The 15,541-nt window shown below is 49.8% G+C and carries 14 protein-coding genes; 1 reads left to right on the top strand and 13 read right to left on the bottom strand.

All coding sequences use genetic code 11. From position 1 onward, the window contains the following. Position 1: 1 nt before the first annotated feature. The 11 genes from rlmN to R5H20_RS08960 all read right to left on the bottom strand — a co-directional run bounded on the left by rlmN (position 2) and on the right by R5H20_RS08960 (position 12,400). Positions 2-1,090, bottom strand: a complete 1,089-nt coding sequence (rlmN, locus tag R5H20_RS09010; RefSeq protein WP_006638218.1) for a dual-specificity RNA methyltransferase RlmN — start codon at positions 1,088-1,090, stop codon at positions 2-4. Next, positions 1,083-2,435 carry a 16S rRNA (cytosine(967)-C(5))-methyltransferase RsmB gene (gene rsmB / locus R5H20_RS09005; protein WP_006638219.1) on the bottom strand — a complete coding sequence of 451 codons (1,353 nt, stop codon included), beginning with the start codon at positions 2,433-2,435 and terminating at the stop codon, positions 1,083-1,085. The genes rlmN and rsmB overlap by 8 nt, the downstream gene beginning before the upstream one ends. Beyond that, positions 2,422-3,375: a methionyl-tRNA formyltransferase gene (fmt, locus tag R5H20_RS09000; RefSeq protein WP_006638220.1), complete on the bottom strand. Its 954-nt coding sequence runs from the start codon at positions 3,373-3,375 to the stop codon at positions 2,422-2,424. Before fmt ends, rsmB begins: the two co-directional genes overlap by 14 nt. A 4-nt stretch (positions 3,376-3,379) precedes the next feature. Continuing rightward, a complete protein-coding gene (gene def / locus R5H20_RS08995; RefSeq protein ID WP_006638221.1) occupies positions 3,380-3,862 on the bottom strand; it encodes a peptide deformylase in 483 nt (160 codons plus the stop codon). Positions 3,863-3,889: 27 nt separating this feature from the next. Then, the gene (gene priA / locus R5H20_RS08990) at positions 3,890-6,307 is read right to left on the bottom strand and encodes a primosomal protein N' (protein WP_006638222.1); all 2,418 of its coding nucleotides are present in this window, start codon (positions 6,305-6,307) and stop codon (positions 3,890-3,892) included. Then, positions 6,304-7,521: a bifunctional phosphopantothenoylcysteine decarboxylase/phosphopantothenate--cysteine ligase CoaBC gene (coaBC, locus tag R5H20_RS08985; protein ID WP_006638223.1), complete on the bottom strand. Its 1,218-nt coding sequence runs from the start codon at positions 7,519-7,521 to the stop codon at positions 6,304-6,306. Before coaBC ends, priA begins: the two co-directional genes overlap by 4 nt. A gap of 81 nt (positions 7,522-7,602) precedes the next feature. Then, a complete protein-coding gene (gene rpoZ, locus R5H20_RS08980) occupies positions 7,603-7,803 on the bottom strand; it encodes a DNA-directed RNA polymerase subunit omega (protein WP_006638224.1) in 201 nt (66 codons plus the stop codon). A 3-nt stretch (positions 7,804-7,806) separates the two neighbouring features. Next, positions 7,807-8,421, bottom strand: coding sequence for a guanylate kinase (gmk, locus tag R5H20_RS08975; protein WP_006638225.1), 615 nt, complete (start codon positions 8,419-8,421; stop codon positions 7,807-7,809). 8 nt (positions 8,422-8,429) lie between these two features. Next, complete coding sequence (remA, locus tag R5H20_RS08970; RefSeq protein ID WP_003181657.1) at positions 8,430-8,699, bottom strand: extracellular matrix/biofilm regulator RemA; 270 nt, start codon at positions 8,697-8,699, stop codon at positions 8,430-8,432. 77 nt (positions 8,700-8,776) lie between these two features. Next, entirely contained in the window at positions 8,777-9,652 is an 876-nt protein-coding gene (locus R5H20_RS08965; protein ID WP_006638226.1) for a YicC/YloC family endoribonuclease, read from the bottom strand. 75 nt (positions 9,653-9,727) lie between these two features. Beyond that, positions 9,728-12,400, bottom strand: coding sequence for a calcium-translocating P-type ATPase, SERCA-type (locus tag R5H20_RS08960; RefSeq protein ID WP_006638227.1), 2,673 nt, complete (start codon positions 12,398-12,400; stop codon positions 9,728-9,730). Positions 12,401-12,544: 144 nt separating this feature from the next. Between R5H20_RS08960 and R5H20_RS08955 the strand changes: the two genes are divergently transcribed. Continuing rightward, positions 12,545-14,260, top strand: a complete 1,716-nt coding sequence (locus R5H20_RS08955) for an Rqc2 family fibronectin-binding protein (protein WP_006638228.1) — start codon at positions 12,545-12,547, stop codon at positions 14,258-14,260. A gap of 20 nt (positions 14,261-14,280) precedes the next feature. Here R5H20_RS08955 and R5H20_RS08950 read toward each other — a convergent pair whose 3' ends face one another. Both R5H20_RS08950 and R5H20_RS08945 read right to left on the bottom strand, forming a co-directional pair. Further along, a complete protein-coding gene (locus R5H20_RS08950) occupies positions 14,281-14,775 on the bottom strand; it encodes a precorrin-2 dehydrogenase/sirohydrochlorin ferrochelatase family protein (protein WP_006638229.1) in 495 nt (164 codons plus the stop codon). Then, on the bottom strand, positions 14,756-15,541 hold the full coding sequence (locus R5H20_RS08945) for a sirohydrochlorin chelatase (RefSeq protein WP_006638230.1): 786 nt from the start codon (positions 15,539-15,541) through the stop codon (positions 14,756-14,758). Before R5H20_RS08945 ends, R5H20_RS08950 begins: the two co-directional genes overlap by 20 nt.

Below are 15,541 nucleotides of genomic sequence, written 5' to 3'. Positions count from 1 at the left end.
TTCACCTCGTCTCTTCTTTTCGCTCCTTTGCACGAAGCTGTCCGCAGGCAGCGTCAATATCATGGCCTTGCTCTCTTCTGATCGTAACATTCACTCCGTGAGACTTTAATGTTTTTTCAAAGGCGAAAATCTGGTCTTTAGGTGTTCTGACATAGTCTCGTTCAGGTACATAGTTGACCGGAATTAAATTGACGTGACATTTGATTCCTTTTAACAGTTCGGCGAGCTCTTCCGCGTGTTCAACCTGGTCATTGACTCCGCCGAAAAGCCCGTATTCAAAGGTGACCCTTCTGCCGGTTTTCTTGATGTAGTATTCGACAGCCTTCATCAGCTCAGGCAGCTTGTAGGCCCTGTTGATCGGCATCAGCCGGCTTCTGATTTCGGTGTTTGGCGCATGCAGCGAAATCGCGAAGTTGATTTGCAGCTTTTCATCTGCGAATTCGTAGATTTTCGGAATGATGCCGCTCGTTGAAACCGTAATATGGCGTGCGCCGATATTCAGTCCTTTATCATGGTTGACGATTTTTAAAAATGCGAGCATCTCCTGGAAATTATCGAACGGTTCGCCGATTCCCATGATGACGATTGAGCTGACGCGTTCATCTGTTTCATCAAGGGCCTGCTGTACTTTGACAACCTGTGCGACGATTTCCCCTGCTTCCAGGTTCCGTTTCAGACCTCCGAGCGTCGACGCGCAAAACGTACAGCCGATGCGGCAGCCGACCTGTGTGGTTACACAAACAGAATTGCCATAATCATGTCTCATTAAAACGGTTTCGATCGTATAGCCGTCATGAAGTTCAAATAAAAATTTCATCGTACCGTCCTGGGATGTCTGCTTGACGGCCGTTTTCAGCGTAGTCAGGACAAACTGCTCTTTCAGCTTGGTGCGAAGCTCTTTTGAAAGATTTGTCATCTCATCAAATGAGGAGATTCTTTTGTCATAAAGCCATTCAAATATTTGTGTTGCGCGGAAAGGCTTTTCACCGTTTTCTTCAAGCCAGTTTTTGATGTCATCTATTTCAAAAGAATAAATGGACGGTTTCTCAGTCCGCAATTCTTTTCTTATTTTTCGTTTTGATTCAATCATTGTGATCCCTCTTTCTCATGCTGCAGATAAAGAAGCCGTCTGTACCGAAATAATGGGGAAGAATTTGAATGCTTCCGCCTTGCACATAAGGCGCCGCTTTTTCCGGCAGCCGCTCTCGTATCGTCGTGTCAGCTTCAAATTCATCATGTTCTTCTAAAAAAGCCCGCATGACTTGTTCATTTTCCGTCCGGTCCATCGTGCAAGTGCTGTAGACCAGTGTGCCGCCTTTTTTCAGCAAAGGCGCGATCTCTTTTAAAATTGCGAGCTGGATGCCGGCAAGGCGGGCGCTGTCTTCTGGTGTTTTGCTGTATTTGAGATCCGGCTTTCTGCGAATAACGCCAAACCCTGAGCATGGCGCGTCAACGAGTATCCGGTCAAATTGCTCCGGCTGAAACGCTTCAGCCGCTTTCCTGGCATCCATTGCCCGGGTGTCAATATTGGTAAGTCCCAGACGGCCGGCCGCTTCCTGGATCAGCTTCACTTTATGGCGGTGCAGATCAAGGGAAACGACTTTTCCGGTGTTTTCAAGAAGTTCGCCGATATGGGTCGATTTTCCGCCGGGAGCGGCGCACGCATCAAGCACGGTTTCCCCCGGTTTTGGTCCGAGCGCCCTGGCAACGAGCATCGAGCTTTCATCCTGGATGGTCACGTCTCCCTCTTTGAAAAACGGGCTTGTTGCAATGGTCCCTTTTAACAGCTTCAAGCCGTCGGGGGAAAGGTCGCCTTCTTCCGCCTTGATGCCAGCCTCACGCAAGCGATGCAGCATCGTTTCCCTGTCGTGTTTCAGCTTGTTGACGCGGATCGTCTGCTTTGGCGGGATCATGTGAATCCGGCAAATTTGTTCGGCCGCTTCAAACCCGTAGGCGTCAGTCCATTCTTTGACAAGCCACTCCGGATGGCTTGTTTCAACCGCGAGACGCTTAACCGGATCGTCAATTTCCGCAAATGAAGGAACGCCTTCCCGCTGTATTGAACGCAAAACCCCATTGACAAATGAAGAAATTCCTTTATGGCCGCGTTTTTTCGCGATTTCAACGGCTTCAAACAGTGCGGCCCGATCCGGAATTTTCTCCAGGTATTCCATTTGGTACAGCGACATTCTCAACAGGTGAATGACCCATGGCTTTACCTTTTCCGGCTTCTTAATGAACGGTTTCAGCATATAGTCGAGGGCAAGCTTGTTTTGAAGGGTTCCGTATACTAATTCTGTCAAGAGGCCCCTGTCTTTGTCGTTTAGGTCGTTTGTTTTCATGACAGATTGGAGCAGCAGGTTGCTGTATGCCTGATTCTGATCGAGTTTAATCAATGTATCGAGCGCGGTTTCCCTGACATTACTTTTTTTCATCGTCATGACCTAATTTCATTCCGGCTTGAAGATCCGCTCCCCTGACGAAGTCTTCGCCTTTCATTCTTTTTTTGCCGGCCGGCTGCACTTCCGTTAATTTCAGCGCAGTGCCGTTTCCAGACGCAACCACGATGCCGTCTTTTTCAATCGTGATGATCTCTCCCGGCTCGGCTTGTTCTGCAGCGGGAACCTTTTGCGCGGCCCACACTTTCAGGATTTGTCCGCCGAGGGTGGTGTAGGCGACAGGCCAAGGATGCAAGCCGCGGACTTGGTTGTACAGAACCTCACCGGGCTTTGACCAGTCGATCCGCTCTTGTTCCCGTTTAATGTTCGGAGCATATGTCGCTTTTTCTTCATCCTGTTTTTCCGGAGTCACGGAGCCGTCTAAGACTTTCGGAACCGTTTCAGAAAGAAGCGCCGCCCCTGCTTTGCTCAGTTTATCGTGAAGCGTGCCGACATTATCATTCTCTTCGATGTCAACTTCCACTTTTGAAAGCATATCTCCGGCATCAAGTTTTTCGACCATGTACATAATCGTCACGCCTGTTTTCTGTTTGCCCTCAAGGATGGCGTAGTGGATCGGCGCTCCTCCGCGAAGCTCAGGCAGAAGGGAAGCATGGACATTGATGCAGCCGTATGCCGGATAATCCAACAGCTTTTTCGGCAGGATCTGCCCGAAAGCCGCTGTTACGATCAAATCCGGCTTGAGCTCAAGAATTTTGTCCGTCTCCTGTTCCTCTCTCACTTTTTCCGGCTGAAGCACGGGGATGCCGTGGCGCAGTGCTTCTTCTTTGACCGGCGGGGGTGTCAGCACTTTTTTTCTGCCCTTCGGACGGTCGGGCTGTGTGACGACGCCCACCACGTCATATCCGTCTTTGATCAGCGTGTTAAGCACAGGAACGGAAAAATCCGGCGTTCCCATAAAAACAATCCTTGTCATCCAATCATCCTTCCATTTCCTCAAGTTCTTCCGCATCATAGTAGCGCGTTGCTTTTGACGTAAATAAAATGCCGTCCAAATGGTCGATTTCATGAAGCAGCGCTCTTGCCAAAAAGCCTTCCGCTTCAATGGTAAACGGCTTGCCGCGGCGGTCGAAAGCCCGGACTTTTACATAGTCGGACCGCGTGACCTCACCGTACAGATCAGGAAAGCTTAAACAGCCTTCAGGCCCCGTTTGCTCGCCGCGTTCCTCGAGAACCTCGGGATTGACGAGGTCGATTCTCCCCGTTTCATCGCCGATATCGACGACGGCCGCTCTTTTGGAGACGCCGATTTGCGGGGCGGCGAGTCCGACGCCGTCCAGTTCAAGCATTGTATCATACATGTTATCAAGTAGTTTTTTTAATGATTTATCAAAAGCCGCAACGGGCTCGGCAGGTGTTTCGAGAACAGCCGCCGGGTACGTCACGATCGGTTTTACTGTCAATCTAAAAGCCCTCCATCAGGTTGTATTCTACATCATCATATAAGGATTCATATCGATCGATATCGTCAATTGCTTTTGTTCAATATCGCGCTTGTAATGATCCATGATGTTTTTCAGCAAAGATGTAAGCTGGTTTTCCTGTTTGTATTTTATCACGCATTGGTAGCGATATCTATCCTTGATCCTTGCGATCGGCGAAGCGACAGGCCCGAGGATTTTTGCGTCATTGGAAATGTTCGCTTTTAAATATTGGGCGATTTTTTCTGTGACGAGAGCCGTTTTGGCGACCTCTTCGTGGGACACGGTGATAAGAGCCAAATAATAATACGGCGGATAGGCCTGTTCTCTTCTGTGCAGCATCTCCTGCTGAAAAAACGCTTCATAATCATGCGTTTTCGTCAGCTGAATGCTGTAGTGTGACGGTGTATACGTTTGGATGATCACCCTGCCCGGCTTCTCATGGCGGCCCGCTCTCCCGCTGACTTGCGTCATCAGCTGAAACGTCTTTTCAGCGGCCCTGAAATCCGGGATGTGCAGCATTGTGTCTGCGCTCAGCACACCGACGAGCGTGACGTTTTCAAAGTCGAGGCCTTTGGCGATCATCTGCGTGCCGAGCAAAATATCGGCTTCTCCTTTTCCAAAGGCTGTCAGCAGCTTTTCATGCGCCCCTTTCCTGGATGTTGTGTCAACATCCATGCGGATCACTCTTGCTGCCGGAAGGATTTTCGTCAATTCTTCTTCGACCCGCTGCGTCCCTGTTCCAAAATAGCGGATATGCTCGCTTCTGCATTCCGGGCAGCTTGACGGCATTCCCGTTTCAAAGCCGCAGTAGTGGCATTTCAAGCGCTGTCCGAATCTATGGTATGTCAGGGAAATTTCACAATGCGGACATTGGATGACGTACCCGCAGTCTCTGCACATCACAAAGGAGGAATAGCCCCTCTTGTTTAAAAACAGAACCGCCTGCTCGCCTTTTTCCAGCGTTTTTTCAAGTTCTTCCATTAACGCTTTGGAAAACATCGAGCGGTTTCCGCTTCTCAATTCCTCTCTCATATCGACGAGAGACACATCCGGCATGACCTGGCTGTTGACGCGCTGTTTGAGGGAAAGAAGCTTGTACACGCCTTTTTTTGCTCTTGCAAATGATTCAAGCGTCGGCGTTGCACTCCCGAGGACAACCGGACACCGATGGTATTCGGCCCGTTTAATCGCCGCTTCTTTCGCATGGTATCTCGGCATTTCCTCCTGTTTATAGGATGTTTCATGTTCCTCATCAATGATGATCATGCCCAGATTTTCAAAAGGGGCGAAAATCGCCGACCGCGCCCCTACGACAAGACGGACTTCCTTGCGGTGGATTTTCCGCCATTCATCATATTTTTCTCCGGTTGAAAGACCGCTGTGGAGCACCGCTACCTGTGAGCCGAACCGCCCTTTAAAACGATGGACCATCTGCGGGGTCAGAGAAATTTCCGGAACGAGGACGATCGCTTCCTTTCCGGCCTTCAGCACATTTTCTATCGATTGCAGATAGATTTCCGTTTTGCCGCTTCCTGTTACACCATGAAGAAGAAACACGTCATGACGATTGTGTTCCACCGCTTCTGTAATCGCTTCATAAGCATGCACCTGGTCTTCGGTCAGCGGAAGCGGCTCGGTTTTTTTGAACATTCTGTCCTGATAGGGATCTCTGTAAACCTCCTGCTCGCTTTCCATTAACAGACCTTTTTCTAAAAGTGATTTTAAGGATGCGGACGACCCTCCGGTTTTGTCCAAAAGTTCTTTGGCAGGCACTGTCAGCCCTTCCCCGCCTTCTATAAAATATTCGAGGATCGCTTTTTGCTTTACAGCCTGCGGGGAAAGTCCGTCAAGCGCCTCTTTCAGCTCGGCTTTCGGGCAGAGGGCCGATATTGTCCGCTGCATCTTCTTGCTCGTTTTTTGCTTGACCTTGTACGTCACTTCAAGGTTTCCCGCTTGCACCTGGCGCTGAATAAGCTTTAATGTTCGGTGATCTTCTACCTCTGAATAAGATAGGGCCGTTTTGGCTGAGAACATGCTCTTTAATGGCTCTGGAAGCGGCTCATCTCCGATGACTTTGATTTCTTTCGCGTATTTCGCTTTCATCGCGGCCGGAAGCATCGCTTGCAAAGCCGTGATTTTATAAGAAAGCGTCTTTTCCGTGAGCCAGTCCGACAGCTCGAGAAGCTCTTCCGTCAAAACGGGCGTCAGGTCAAGGATTTCCTCAATGTCCTTGACCGTCCGCCCATTAAGTTCTGAAGTCTCTTTTACATTGATGACGAACCCTTGTATTTTCCGGGGGCCGAAAGGAACGATCACCCTCATTCCTTTTTGGATCATCCCTCTCCATTTCTCGGGGATGCGGTAATCAAACGGCCTGTCCATATTCTTTGTCGTGACATCGACGATTACTTCAGCAAAATTCATGAAGATGCTCCGCTCCGTTCGGCAAGCTCTGCGGCTTCTTTCAAGATTTCTGCGGCGACCTCCCGTTTCGTCATCAGAGGGTGTTCTTTCTTTTCTCCGTTTTTATGATAAACCGTCACAATATTGGTTTCCGTTCCAAAGCCGGCGCCTTCTACCGCAATGTTGTTGGCGACTACCATATCGAGGTTTTTCGATACCAGTTTTTTGCGGGCGTATTCTTCCACTTGCTGCGTTTCCGCTGCAAAGCCGATCAGGATTTGCTTTATCTTCCGCTGTCCGAGCTCTTTTAAAATATCCTTCGTCCTTTCAAGCTCGATCACCAGGCTGCCGTCCTGCTTCTTCATTTTATGGTCATGGACGGTTTTTGGTGTATAGTCCGCAACAGCCGCTGTTTTCACGACAATATCGCTGTCCTCGAAGACAGATAAAACCGCATGATACATGTCATCGGCTGATTGGACATGGACAACATCGACGCCTGCCGGATCTCCGAGCGTCGTCGGGCCGGTAATCAATGTCACGCGGGCTCCGAGCCTTGCCGCTTCCTCAGCAAAGGCGTAACCCATTTTCCCTGTCGAACGGTTTGAGAAAAAGCGGACGGGATCGATTTTCTCTCTTGTCGGACCTGCTGTGACCACAACGTGTTTTCCGTGCAGCGGCCCGGTCTGTCCGCCTGAAAAATACTCTTCAGCCAATTCGACGATCCGCTCCGGCTCTTCCAGTCTGCCTTTGCCGACATATCCGCATGCAAGGTACCCTTCACTCGGCTCAATAAACCGGTAGCCGTCTTGATGGAGAGTCTCGATATTCCGTTTGACGGCCGGATGGCCATACATATGGACATTCATCGCCGGAGCGATCCATACCGGCGCTGTCGTTGCCAAAAGCGTCGTCGTCAGCATATCATCGGCGATGCCTGAGGCGAGTTTTCCGATCACATTGGCCGTTGCCGGAGCAACAATCACAAGGTCTGCCCAATCAGCAGCATCGATGTGGGCGATGACGCGCGGATCCGGCTCTTCAAATGTATTGGTATACACGTCATGACGCGAGAGCGCCTGAAAGGTGAGCGGGGAAACAAATTCACAGGCGGATTTCGTCATGATGACTTTGACATTTGCCCCTGCCTGCACAAGCTTGCTCGTCAATGCGGCCGCTTTGTAGACCGCGATCCCTCCGCTTACGCACAGCAAGATGTTTCGGTTTTTCAGCATCTTTTATCCCCCTTATCATTTTTGTGAGACGGCCCTGAAAAAAATAACAACCTAATGGATAGGTTGCTATTTTTCCGGCTATTAGCGATTTTCCTTTTCAAATGTAAGCAGGCCGGCATCGATTTCTTCCAGGGCTCTGCCGACAAATTTATGCGACTTCGGATTTTCGATCTGTTCATCCTTGTTTATCTGCATTTCGCGGGCGCGTCTTGCAGCTACAGTCACAAGCGTATATTTTGAATCAAGCTTATTCATTAAAGAGTCAATAGACGGATCTAGCATATGTTATTCAACCTCCAGCATTTTCTTATATCTCGGGGCAACGCGGTCGCGCCTTAAATGTTCGGCGAGAACGATTGCTTTAATTTTTTCGCAAGCAAGCTCGATGCTGTCATTTTCGACAACATAATCATAGGCGTCCATCAATTCGATTTCTTCCTTCGCCGCTTTCATCCGGTTTTCAATGAGGGCTTCTGTTTCCGTCCCCCTTGTGACGATCCGGTTTTTCAGTTCGGCAAGGCTCGGGGGCGCCAAAAAGATAAAGAGCCCTTCAGGAAACGCCTTTCTCACTTGAAGCGCGCCCTGAACCTCGATTTCAAGAAAAACGTCCTTTCCTTCCTGAAGCGTTTTTTCGACGTAGTCGACGGGCGTTCCGTAGTAGTTGCCGACATATTCAGCCCATTCGAGCAGCTTGTTGTTCTCGATCATTTCTTCAAACTCTTCACGCGTTTTAAAAAAGTAGTCGACTCCGTCCCGTTCGCCTTCTCTCGGCTTTCTCGTCGTCACGGAAATCGAATATTCAAATTTTGTGTCCTCCTGAGCAAACAGCGCCTGTCTGACTGTCCCTTTACCGACGCCTGAAGGGCCGGAGAGAACGATTAATAATCCTCTTTCATTCATAAAGCTTTTTATCCCTGCCCTTCATCCATGATTTCTTCTTTAACAGAAAGCCTTTGTGCTACTGTCTCAGGCTGGACGGCAGATAAGATGATATGGTCACTGTCCATAATGACAACCGCACGCGTTCTTCTTCCATATGTAGCATCTATGAGCATGCCGCGGTCTCTCGCATCCTGGATCATCCGTTTGATAGGCGCGGATTCAGGACTCACAATGGAGATGAGCCGATTCGCGGATATGATATTCCCAAAGCCGATATTGATCAGTTTAATCGTCATCCTATACGTTCCCCCTGTATTTTTGGACGTCTCTAGTTTAACCTGATGAGATCGTCCGTAAACAATACGCACAATCGCTATTCTATATTTTGCACTTGTTCTTTTATTTTTTCAATAGAGCTTTTCATTTCGACCACATGTTTTGTGATTTGGTGATCATTTGCCTTTGAGCCGATCGTGTTGGCTTCGCGGTTTAATTCCTGAACGAGAAAGTCGAGCTTGCGCCCGGCAGCGCCGCCAGTGTCACAAATATCGCGGAACTGGCGGAAATGACTTTTCAGCCTTGTCACTTCCTCGGTAATGTCAGAACGGTCTGCGAACAGGGCCACTTCCGTCAGGAGGCGGCTTTCGTCCAAACGGTCTGACGACCATTCTTCAAGCCTCGCCTCCAGACGTTCGCGGTAATGGCCGACAACCGCGGGAGCGAGCGCAGCGATGTCGTCTGTCAGCTTTTCAAGCTTGGCGATGTGCTGAAGGCAGTCTTCTTTAAGCCTCCGCCCCTCCGCTTCGCGCATCCCGCACAGTTCAAGAACAGCCGCTTCAACCGCCTCAAGAAGCACCCGTTCAAGCTGTTCATGGCGAACGGGCTCCTCTTCGATTTGGATGACGTGCTCGAACTGCAGCGCGTCGCGAAGCGTGATCTCGCCCGAAAGCTTATGGCGGCCCTTCATTTCGTCAGCGGTCTTCATATATTCCTCAAGCAGCGGCCAGTCAACCTTGATTTTCCGGCTGACCAGCGCCTCGCCGTCAACAGAAACGAACAGCTCCAACCGTCCTCTTTGTATATGCTTAAAAATCGTCTGCTTTATTTTGTCTTCTAAATAGAGCAATGGCCTTGGCATGCGGGCGTTCACTTCTTTAAACCGATAGTTGACAGATTTCAGCTCAACAGCCACTGTCAGTCCATCCTCCGTTTTGCTCGCGCTGCCGAAACCGGTCATACTCCGTATCATAAAACACACCCAATTCTTTATAAGTGAAAAAGGCAATAGAAACCTCTATTACCTTTAAGATTATATCATACAAGCCTATTTTTTTCTTGTCAAAAGTGACCCGGCAAGCAAAAAAGTTGGGAGGGCCGACATTCCGATAATCAAGAGCCAGTCCGCCATTAAAATCGGCACGGTGTGGAAGATCGGCTGCAGCGGCGGATAATAAATGACGACCAGCATCAGCAAAATCGATGACAGCACAGCGCCGAGCAAATAGATATTTTCAAACGGATTGCGGTCGAAAATGGACCGTTCACTCCGGCAGTCAAACACATGGATGAGCTGGGCGAGCACAAGGGTTGCAAAAGCGACGGTCTGGGCATATACAAGCGCATCGGGATTGCGGTTGTAAATAAACATGAACGCCGCGAGCGTCGCCGCACCGATTAAAAAGCCGCGCGATACGACCTTCCAGGCCAGACCCCTGGCAAAGACCCCCTCTTTCGGATGACGCGGCTTCCGCTTCATCACATCGCCTTCCGGCTGATCCATCCCGAGCGCCATGGCAGGCAGTCCGTCTGTCACAAGGTTGACCCAAAGGATCTGAATCGGAACAAGCGGCAGCGGCAGGGCAAGCATCATCGCAAACAGCATGACCAGAATTTCGCCGACATTTGAGGCGAGCAAATATCTGATGAACTTTCTAATATTTTCATAGATGTTGCGCCCTTCTTTGATCGCCGACTTGATGGTGGCGAAATTATCATCGACGAGAATCAGTGACGAAGCTTCCTTGGCGACGTCTGTTCCGGTGATGCCCATGGCGATGCCGATATCGGCCTGCTTGATGGCAGGCGCATCATTGACGCCGTCTCCGGTCATCGCGACAATATGGCCGTTTTCCTGATAGGCGGTGACGATTTTCAGCTTGTGTTCGGGCGATACCCTTGCAAACACGTATACATCGTCAACGATTTCCGCCAACTCTTCCTGTGTGAGCTCATTCAGCCTCTGTCCGTCTATCACTTTTCCGCCTCGCGGCAAAAGGCCCAGGTCTTTCGCAATCGCCTTTGCCGTTGTCACATGATCGCCTGTGATCATGACCGTTTTGATTCCGGCGGCGCGGCATTCTTTAATCGCCTTTTTCACTTCCGGACGCGGCGGATCAATCATTCCCAACAGCCCGATAAATGTTAAATCCGACTCCGCTTTTTCAAGCGTAAGATTTCCCGTCTCCTTGATCGGTTTATAGGCGACGGCGATGGTCCTCAGTGCCTGGGAGGCGAGCTTTTCCAGCACGGAGCCGGTTTCGGCCAGCCTTTCTTTTGTAAACGGCTCACGCCTGCCTTCGTTTAAAATCGTTGAAGAACGTTTCATTAAAACATCGGGGGCGCCCTTTGTAATGACAAAGCGCTTGCCGTTTCTGTCCTCCGCGATCACGGACATCATTTTCCGGGCGGAATCAAACGGAAACTCTTCGACAATCTTAAAGTGTTCGGCTACATACCGGTCCGTAAATCCGCCTTTTTTTGCGGCCGTCAACAGAGCGCCTTCCGTCGGGTCGCCATCCAAACGAAACTCGCCGTCTTCTTCGATGATGGAGGATGAATTGCACAATGCGCCAAACAGCAACACCTGCTGCAAAGATTTGTGGTTTTTGATTTGAATGTCCCGGCCGTTGATACTGAAGGAGCCTTGCGGATCATACCCGATGCCCGACACATTCCACGTTTTCCCCTCTGACCAGACATGGGTGACCGTCATTTTGTTTTGCGTCATCGTCCCCGTTTTATCAGAGCAAATAATCGAGGCGCATCCCAATGTTTCAACAGCAGGCAGCTTTCTGACGATCGACTTTTGCCTGATCATCCTCTGAACGCCGAGGGAAAGGGCGACCGTGACAATCGCCGGCAATCCTTCGGGGATGGCGGCGACGGCAAGGGAAACCCCGGCTAAAAACATGCTGTACACATCATGTCCTTGAACAACGCCCGCCACCACGACAAGCAGTGTTAGCAACAGCGCGGCGATGATCAGGATTTTCCCGAGCTCTTCAAGCCTTCTTTGCAGCGGTGTTGCTGTATTTCCGGCCGATTCTAGCATATCGGCGATCTTTCCCATCGCCGAGTTCATCCCCGTGCCAATAACGATTCCGGTGCCGCTCCCCCTTGTTACGAGCGTTCCCATAAAGGCCATGTTCGTCAAATCGCCCAATGAGACATCAGAAGCGTGAAAACGTTCCGAGTGCTTAGACACAGGAAGGGATTCGCCGGTAAGAGCCGATTCTTCGATTTCAAGGCTTTTCGTCTCGATCAGCCGGAGATCGGCGCCGATCCTGTCGCCGCTTGAAAAGCGAACGACATCTCCAGGCACAAGTTCTTTTGAAGGAATTTTGATCCAGCTTCCTTCGCGGAGCACCGTCACTTGCGGTGCCGACAATTCCTTCAGCGCCTGAAGCGATTTTTCCGCCTTTCTTTCCTGGAAAAACCCGAGGATGCCGTTGACGAAGATAATCGCAATGATGGCTACCGCATCGACATATTCACCCAAAAAACCGGAAACGAGTGTCGCCGCAAGCAGCACAAGAACCATGAAATCTTTAAATTGCGAAAAAAACAAGACCAATGCCGAGGTTTTTTCGCCTTCAAGAAGTTCATTTGCACCATGTCTTTCAAGCCGCTTTGCCGCTTCTTTTTCTGTTAATCCTTTGCTAATGGACGTTTTTGTTACGTTTAGCAATTCGGTTTGTCCCATCTCGTGCCATTTCATTGAATCGTCCACTCCTCCTGCCCTTAAAGCTTTCTGAGAATTGAGTCTCTATAAGTCAATTTATTCAGACTCGTCCAAAATCATGCTATAATTATTCGACGGACAATTGAGGAAGAGGATTAATGAGAAAAGGGTGTTTTTGATATGTCTTTTGACGGCATTTTCACATACGGAATGATTAAAGAACTGAACGAAACCATTCAGGGCGGCCGGATCACGAAGATCCACCAGCCGTTTAAGCATGAGCTGATCTTTCACATTAGGGCGAACGGCAAAAACCGCAAATTGCTGCTCTCAGCCCACCCCAGTTATGCCCGGGTTCATCTCACAGAGGAAGCATATGACAATCCGAGCGCTCCGCCGATGTTTTGCATGCTGCTCAGGAAGCATTTAGAGGGCGGCTTTGTCGAGCAGATTGAACAGATCGGCTTGGACAGGGTGATGGTATTTCACATCAGAAGCCGAAATGAAGTCGGTGATACACTGATCAGAAAGCTCGTGGTGGAGATCATGGGAAGGCACAGCAATATCGTCTTGACTGACGGGGAAAAAGACGTGATCATTGACAGTCTGAAACATCTTTCGCCATCGGTCAACAGCTACCGGACCGTTCTTCCCGGCTACGATTACATCCTGCCTCCCGCGCAAAACAAGCGGTCACCACTTGAGACGGAAGAAGAAGACATTCTCCGCCACCTGAATTTTCAAGAAGGGAAATTGGACAGGCAGATTGTTGCAACGTTTTCGGGAGTTTCCCCGCTGTTTGCGAAGGAAGCCGTATATCGGGCCGGTCTTGCAAACAGGGCAACACTGCCTGCTGCGCTGATGAAGATGTTCGCAGACATCAAAGAGCGGAGATTCGCGCCCCAGCTTGTAACGGAAGACGGAAAGGAATATTTTTATCTCCTTGATTTGACGCATATAAAAGGGGAAAAACGAATATTTGAGTCGCTGAGCGGACTCCTTGACCGCTATTATTTCGGAAAAGCGGAAAGGGACCGCGTCAAACAACAGGCCCATGATTTGGAACGATTCGTCATGAACGAAAAGAAAAAGAACGAAAACAAGATCAAAAAGCTGGAAAAAACGCTTGAGCAATCAGAAAACGCCACGACCTACCAGCTTTACGGAGAGCTTTTGACGGCAAACCTTTATCAACTGAAAAAAGGCGATAAAACAGCCAAAGTCATCAACTATTATGATGAAAACGGCGGGGAGGTCACGATTCCGCTCAATCCGAATAAAACGCCGTCTGAAAACGCCCAAAGCTATTTTACAAAATATCAGAAAGCGAGAAATTCGGTAGAGGTCGTCAAAGAACAAATCAGACTCGCCGAAGAAGAGATCGCTTATTTCGACCAGCTGATACAGCAGCTGGCTTCAGCTTCGCCAAAAGATTTGCACGAAATCCGCGAGGAGCTGCAAGAGGGAAAATATTTGCGCGCCAAACAGCAGCCCGGCCAGAAAAAACAAAAGAAGCAGGCACCTTCCCTTGAAACGTACGAATCCACAGCGGGAGTGACGATTTTGGTCGGAAAAAACAACAAGCAGAACGAATATTTGACGATGAAGTTCGCCGCCCGCGACGACATCTGGCTTCACACAAAAGATATCCCGGGCTCACACGTCGTGATTAGATCAAGCGATCCCGACGAGAAAACGATCCTTGAAGCGGCCCAGATCGCGGCCTACTACAGTAAAGCCAAAAACTCCGCTTCAGTTCCTGTCGACTATACGAAAATACGCCATGTCAAAAAGCCGAATGGGGCTAAGCCAGGGTTTGTCACCTATGATCGGCAGCAAACTGTTTTTGTGACGCCTGATGAAGATCTCGTCATCAAGCTGAAGAAGTCGCGCTGAATGTAAAAAGGCCTGAACCGTCAACGGTTCGGGCCTCTTCTTTTTCGGAAAAGCTCATCGATCTCCCGGACGAGCTGATCATCGACCAGCCCGTCGATCCGCCCGGCCAATTCAATCGCATGGCCCGGGCTTGCGCCGTTTGTCGAGACGCTGATGGTGATGTTTCCTTTTTTGATGATTTTCGGTACGTATACATTCCCGCGCTCCGCCTCACTCGCGACATTCACGAGCTGGCGGTCTCGCGCTGAATCGGCTATCCGCTTGTTCGTCTCGGGATCATCGGTGGCGAGAATGACGAGAAAAGCGTCTTCTGCATCTTCCGGCTCCGCTTTTTTCCGCTTCCAGCAAATCCGGTGTTTTTCAATCAGCTCAAGCATAGCAGCCGATACTTCCGGGCTGACGACGGTGACAGACGCCCCTTCATCCAGCACCGTCCGCAGCCGCCTTGCCGCGATCCGTCCTCCTCCGGCGATGACGACCTGTTTTCCGCTCAGATTAATGTGAAGGGGAAGCATAGGCTGCTCCTTTGAAGACAAAAGATGGATCTTGATTGCAAACGGCTTCCTTCACCCGGTTTAAAAACGCGTTTTTGACATGCGGGTGAAAGCCGAGATATTCAGACAGCACAACATCCGGATTGACTTCCTTCAGTTTTTCGGTCTCCCTTTTAATCTCGTTCATCAGCATCCCGGTAAACAGCAAATACGGAACGATGAAAGTCGTTTTTCCGCCGCTTTCTTTAAGCTCTGCAAAAACATCGAGATAATTCGGGGCACAAGCAGTCATAAAACAAGGGATGACCTCGGCGACCGGTGCGAGCGCTTTGAGGCGGGCGGCGATCTTAGTGATGTCGCGTTTGACATCCGGATCTGAGCTGCCCCTTCCGATCAGGACAACCCTCGCATGTTCATAAGGAACTCCCGTTTCTTCAATCCGTGTGAAAACGGCTTTGACGACTTCCTGATCGACGCCGATCGGTTTGCCGTAAGTGACATGGATGGAAGGATATCGCGAAGACGCTCGCGCGATTTCCTCGGGGATGTCTTGTTTGGCATGTGCGGCGGTCAAAAGCAAAAGCGGAACCGCTGCGATATGTGTCGCGCCTTTTTCCGCGCAGGCTTTAAATCCCGTTTCAATATCAGGTTCTGCAAGCTCCAAAAATGAGATTTCCTGAATGGGCGCAGACATATGTTGTTTACAGCTTTCCAAAAATGCGGCTGCTTCTTTTTGGGCTTTTGTCAGACGGCTGCCGTGGCCGATATACAGTATCGCTTGTTTCAT

Source organism: Bacillus sp. KICET-3 (assembly GCF_033261025.1).
In the GTDB taxonomy this organism is placed as follows: domain Bacteria; phylum Bacillota; class Bacilli; order Bacillales; family Bacillaceae; genus Bacillus; species Bacillus sonorensis.
The sequence above is the reverse complement of the archived record's forward strand: the minus strand, read 5'-3'. Positions and strand labels throughout refer to the sequence as shown.

What these genes read in the sequence shown, in the direction of transcription:
- rlmN (WP_006638218.1), bottom strand. Translation starts at nt 1,090, where the DNA reads ATGATTGAATCAAAACGAAAAATAAGAAAAGAATTGCGGACTGAGAAA.
- rsmB (WP_006638219.1), bottom strand. Translation starts at nt 2,435, where the DNA reads ATGAAAAAAAGTAATGTCAGGGAAACCGCGCTCGATACATTGATTAAA.
- fmt (WP_006638220.1), bottom strand. Translation starts at nt 3,375, where the DNA reads ATGACAAGGATTGTTTTTATGGGAACGCCGGATTTTTCCGTTCCTGTG.
- priA (WP_006638222.1), bottom strand. Translation starts at nt 6,307, where the DNA reads ATGAATTTTGCTGAAGTAATCGTCGATGTCACGACAAAGAATATGGAC.
- coaBC (WP_006638223.1), bottom strand. Translation starts at nt 7,521, where the DNA reads ATGCTGAAAAACCGAAACATCTTGCTGTGCGTAAGCGGAGGGATCGCG.
- rpoZ (WP_006638224.1), bottom strand. Translation starts at nt 7,803, where the DNA reads ATGCTAGATCCGTCTATTGACTCTTTAATGAATAAGCTTGATTCAAAA.
- gmk (WP_006638225.1), bottom strand. Translation starts at nt 8,421, where the DNA reads ATGAATGAAAGAGGATTATTAATCGTTCTCTCCGGCCCTTCAGGCGTC.
- remA (WP_003181657.1), bottom strand. Translation starts at nt 8,699, where the DNA reads ATGACGATTAAACTGATCAATATCGGCTTTGGGAATATCATATCCGCG.
- R5H20_RS08965 (WP_006638226.1), bottom strand. Translation starts at nt 9,652, where the DNA reads ATGATACGGAGTATGACCGGTTTCGGCAGCGCGAGCAAAACGGAGGAT.
- R5H20_RS08960 (WP_006638227.1), bottom strand. Translation starts at nt 12,400, where the DNA reads ATGAAATGGCACGAGATGGGACAAACCGAATTGCTAAACGTAACAAAA.
- R5H20_RS08955 (WP_006638228.1), top strand. Translation starts at nt 12,545, where the DNA reads ATGTCTTTTGACGGCATTTTCACATACGGAATGATTAAAGAACTGAAC.
- R5H20_RS08950 (WP_006638229.1), bottom strand. Translation starts at nt 14,775, where the DNA reads ATGCTTCCCCTTCACATTAATCTGAGCGGAAAACAGGTCGTCATCGCC.
- R5H20_RS08945 (WP_006638230.1), bottom strand. Translation starts at nt 15,541, where the DNA reads ATGAAACAAGCGATACTGTATATCGGCCACGGCAGCCGTCTGACAAAA.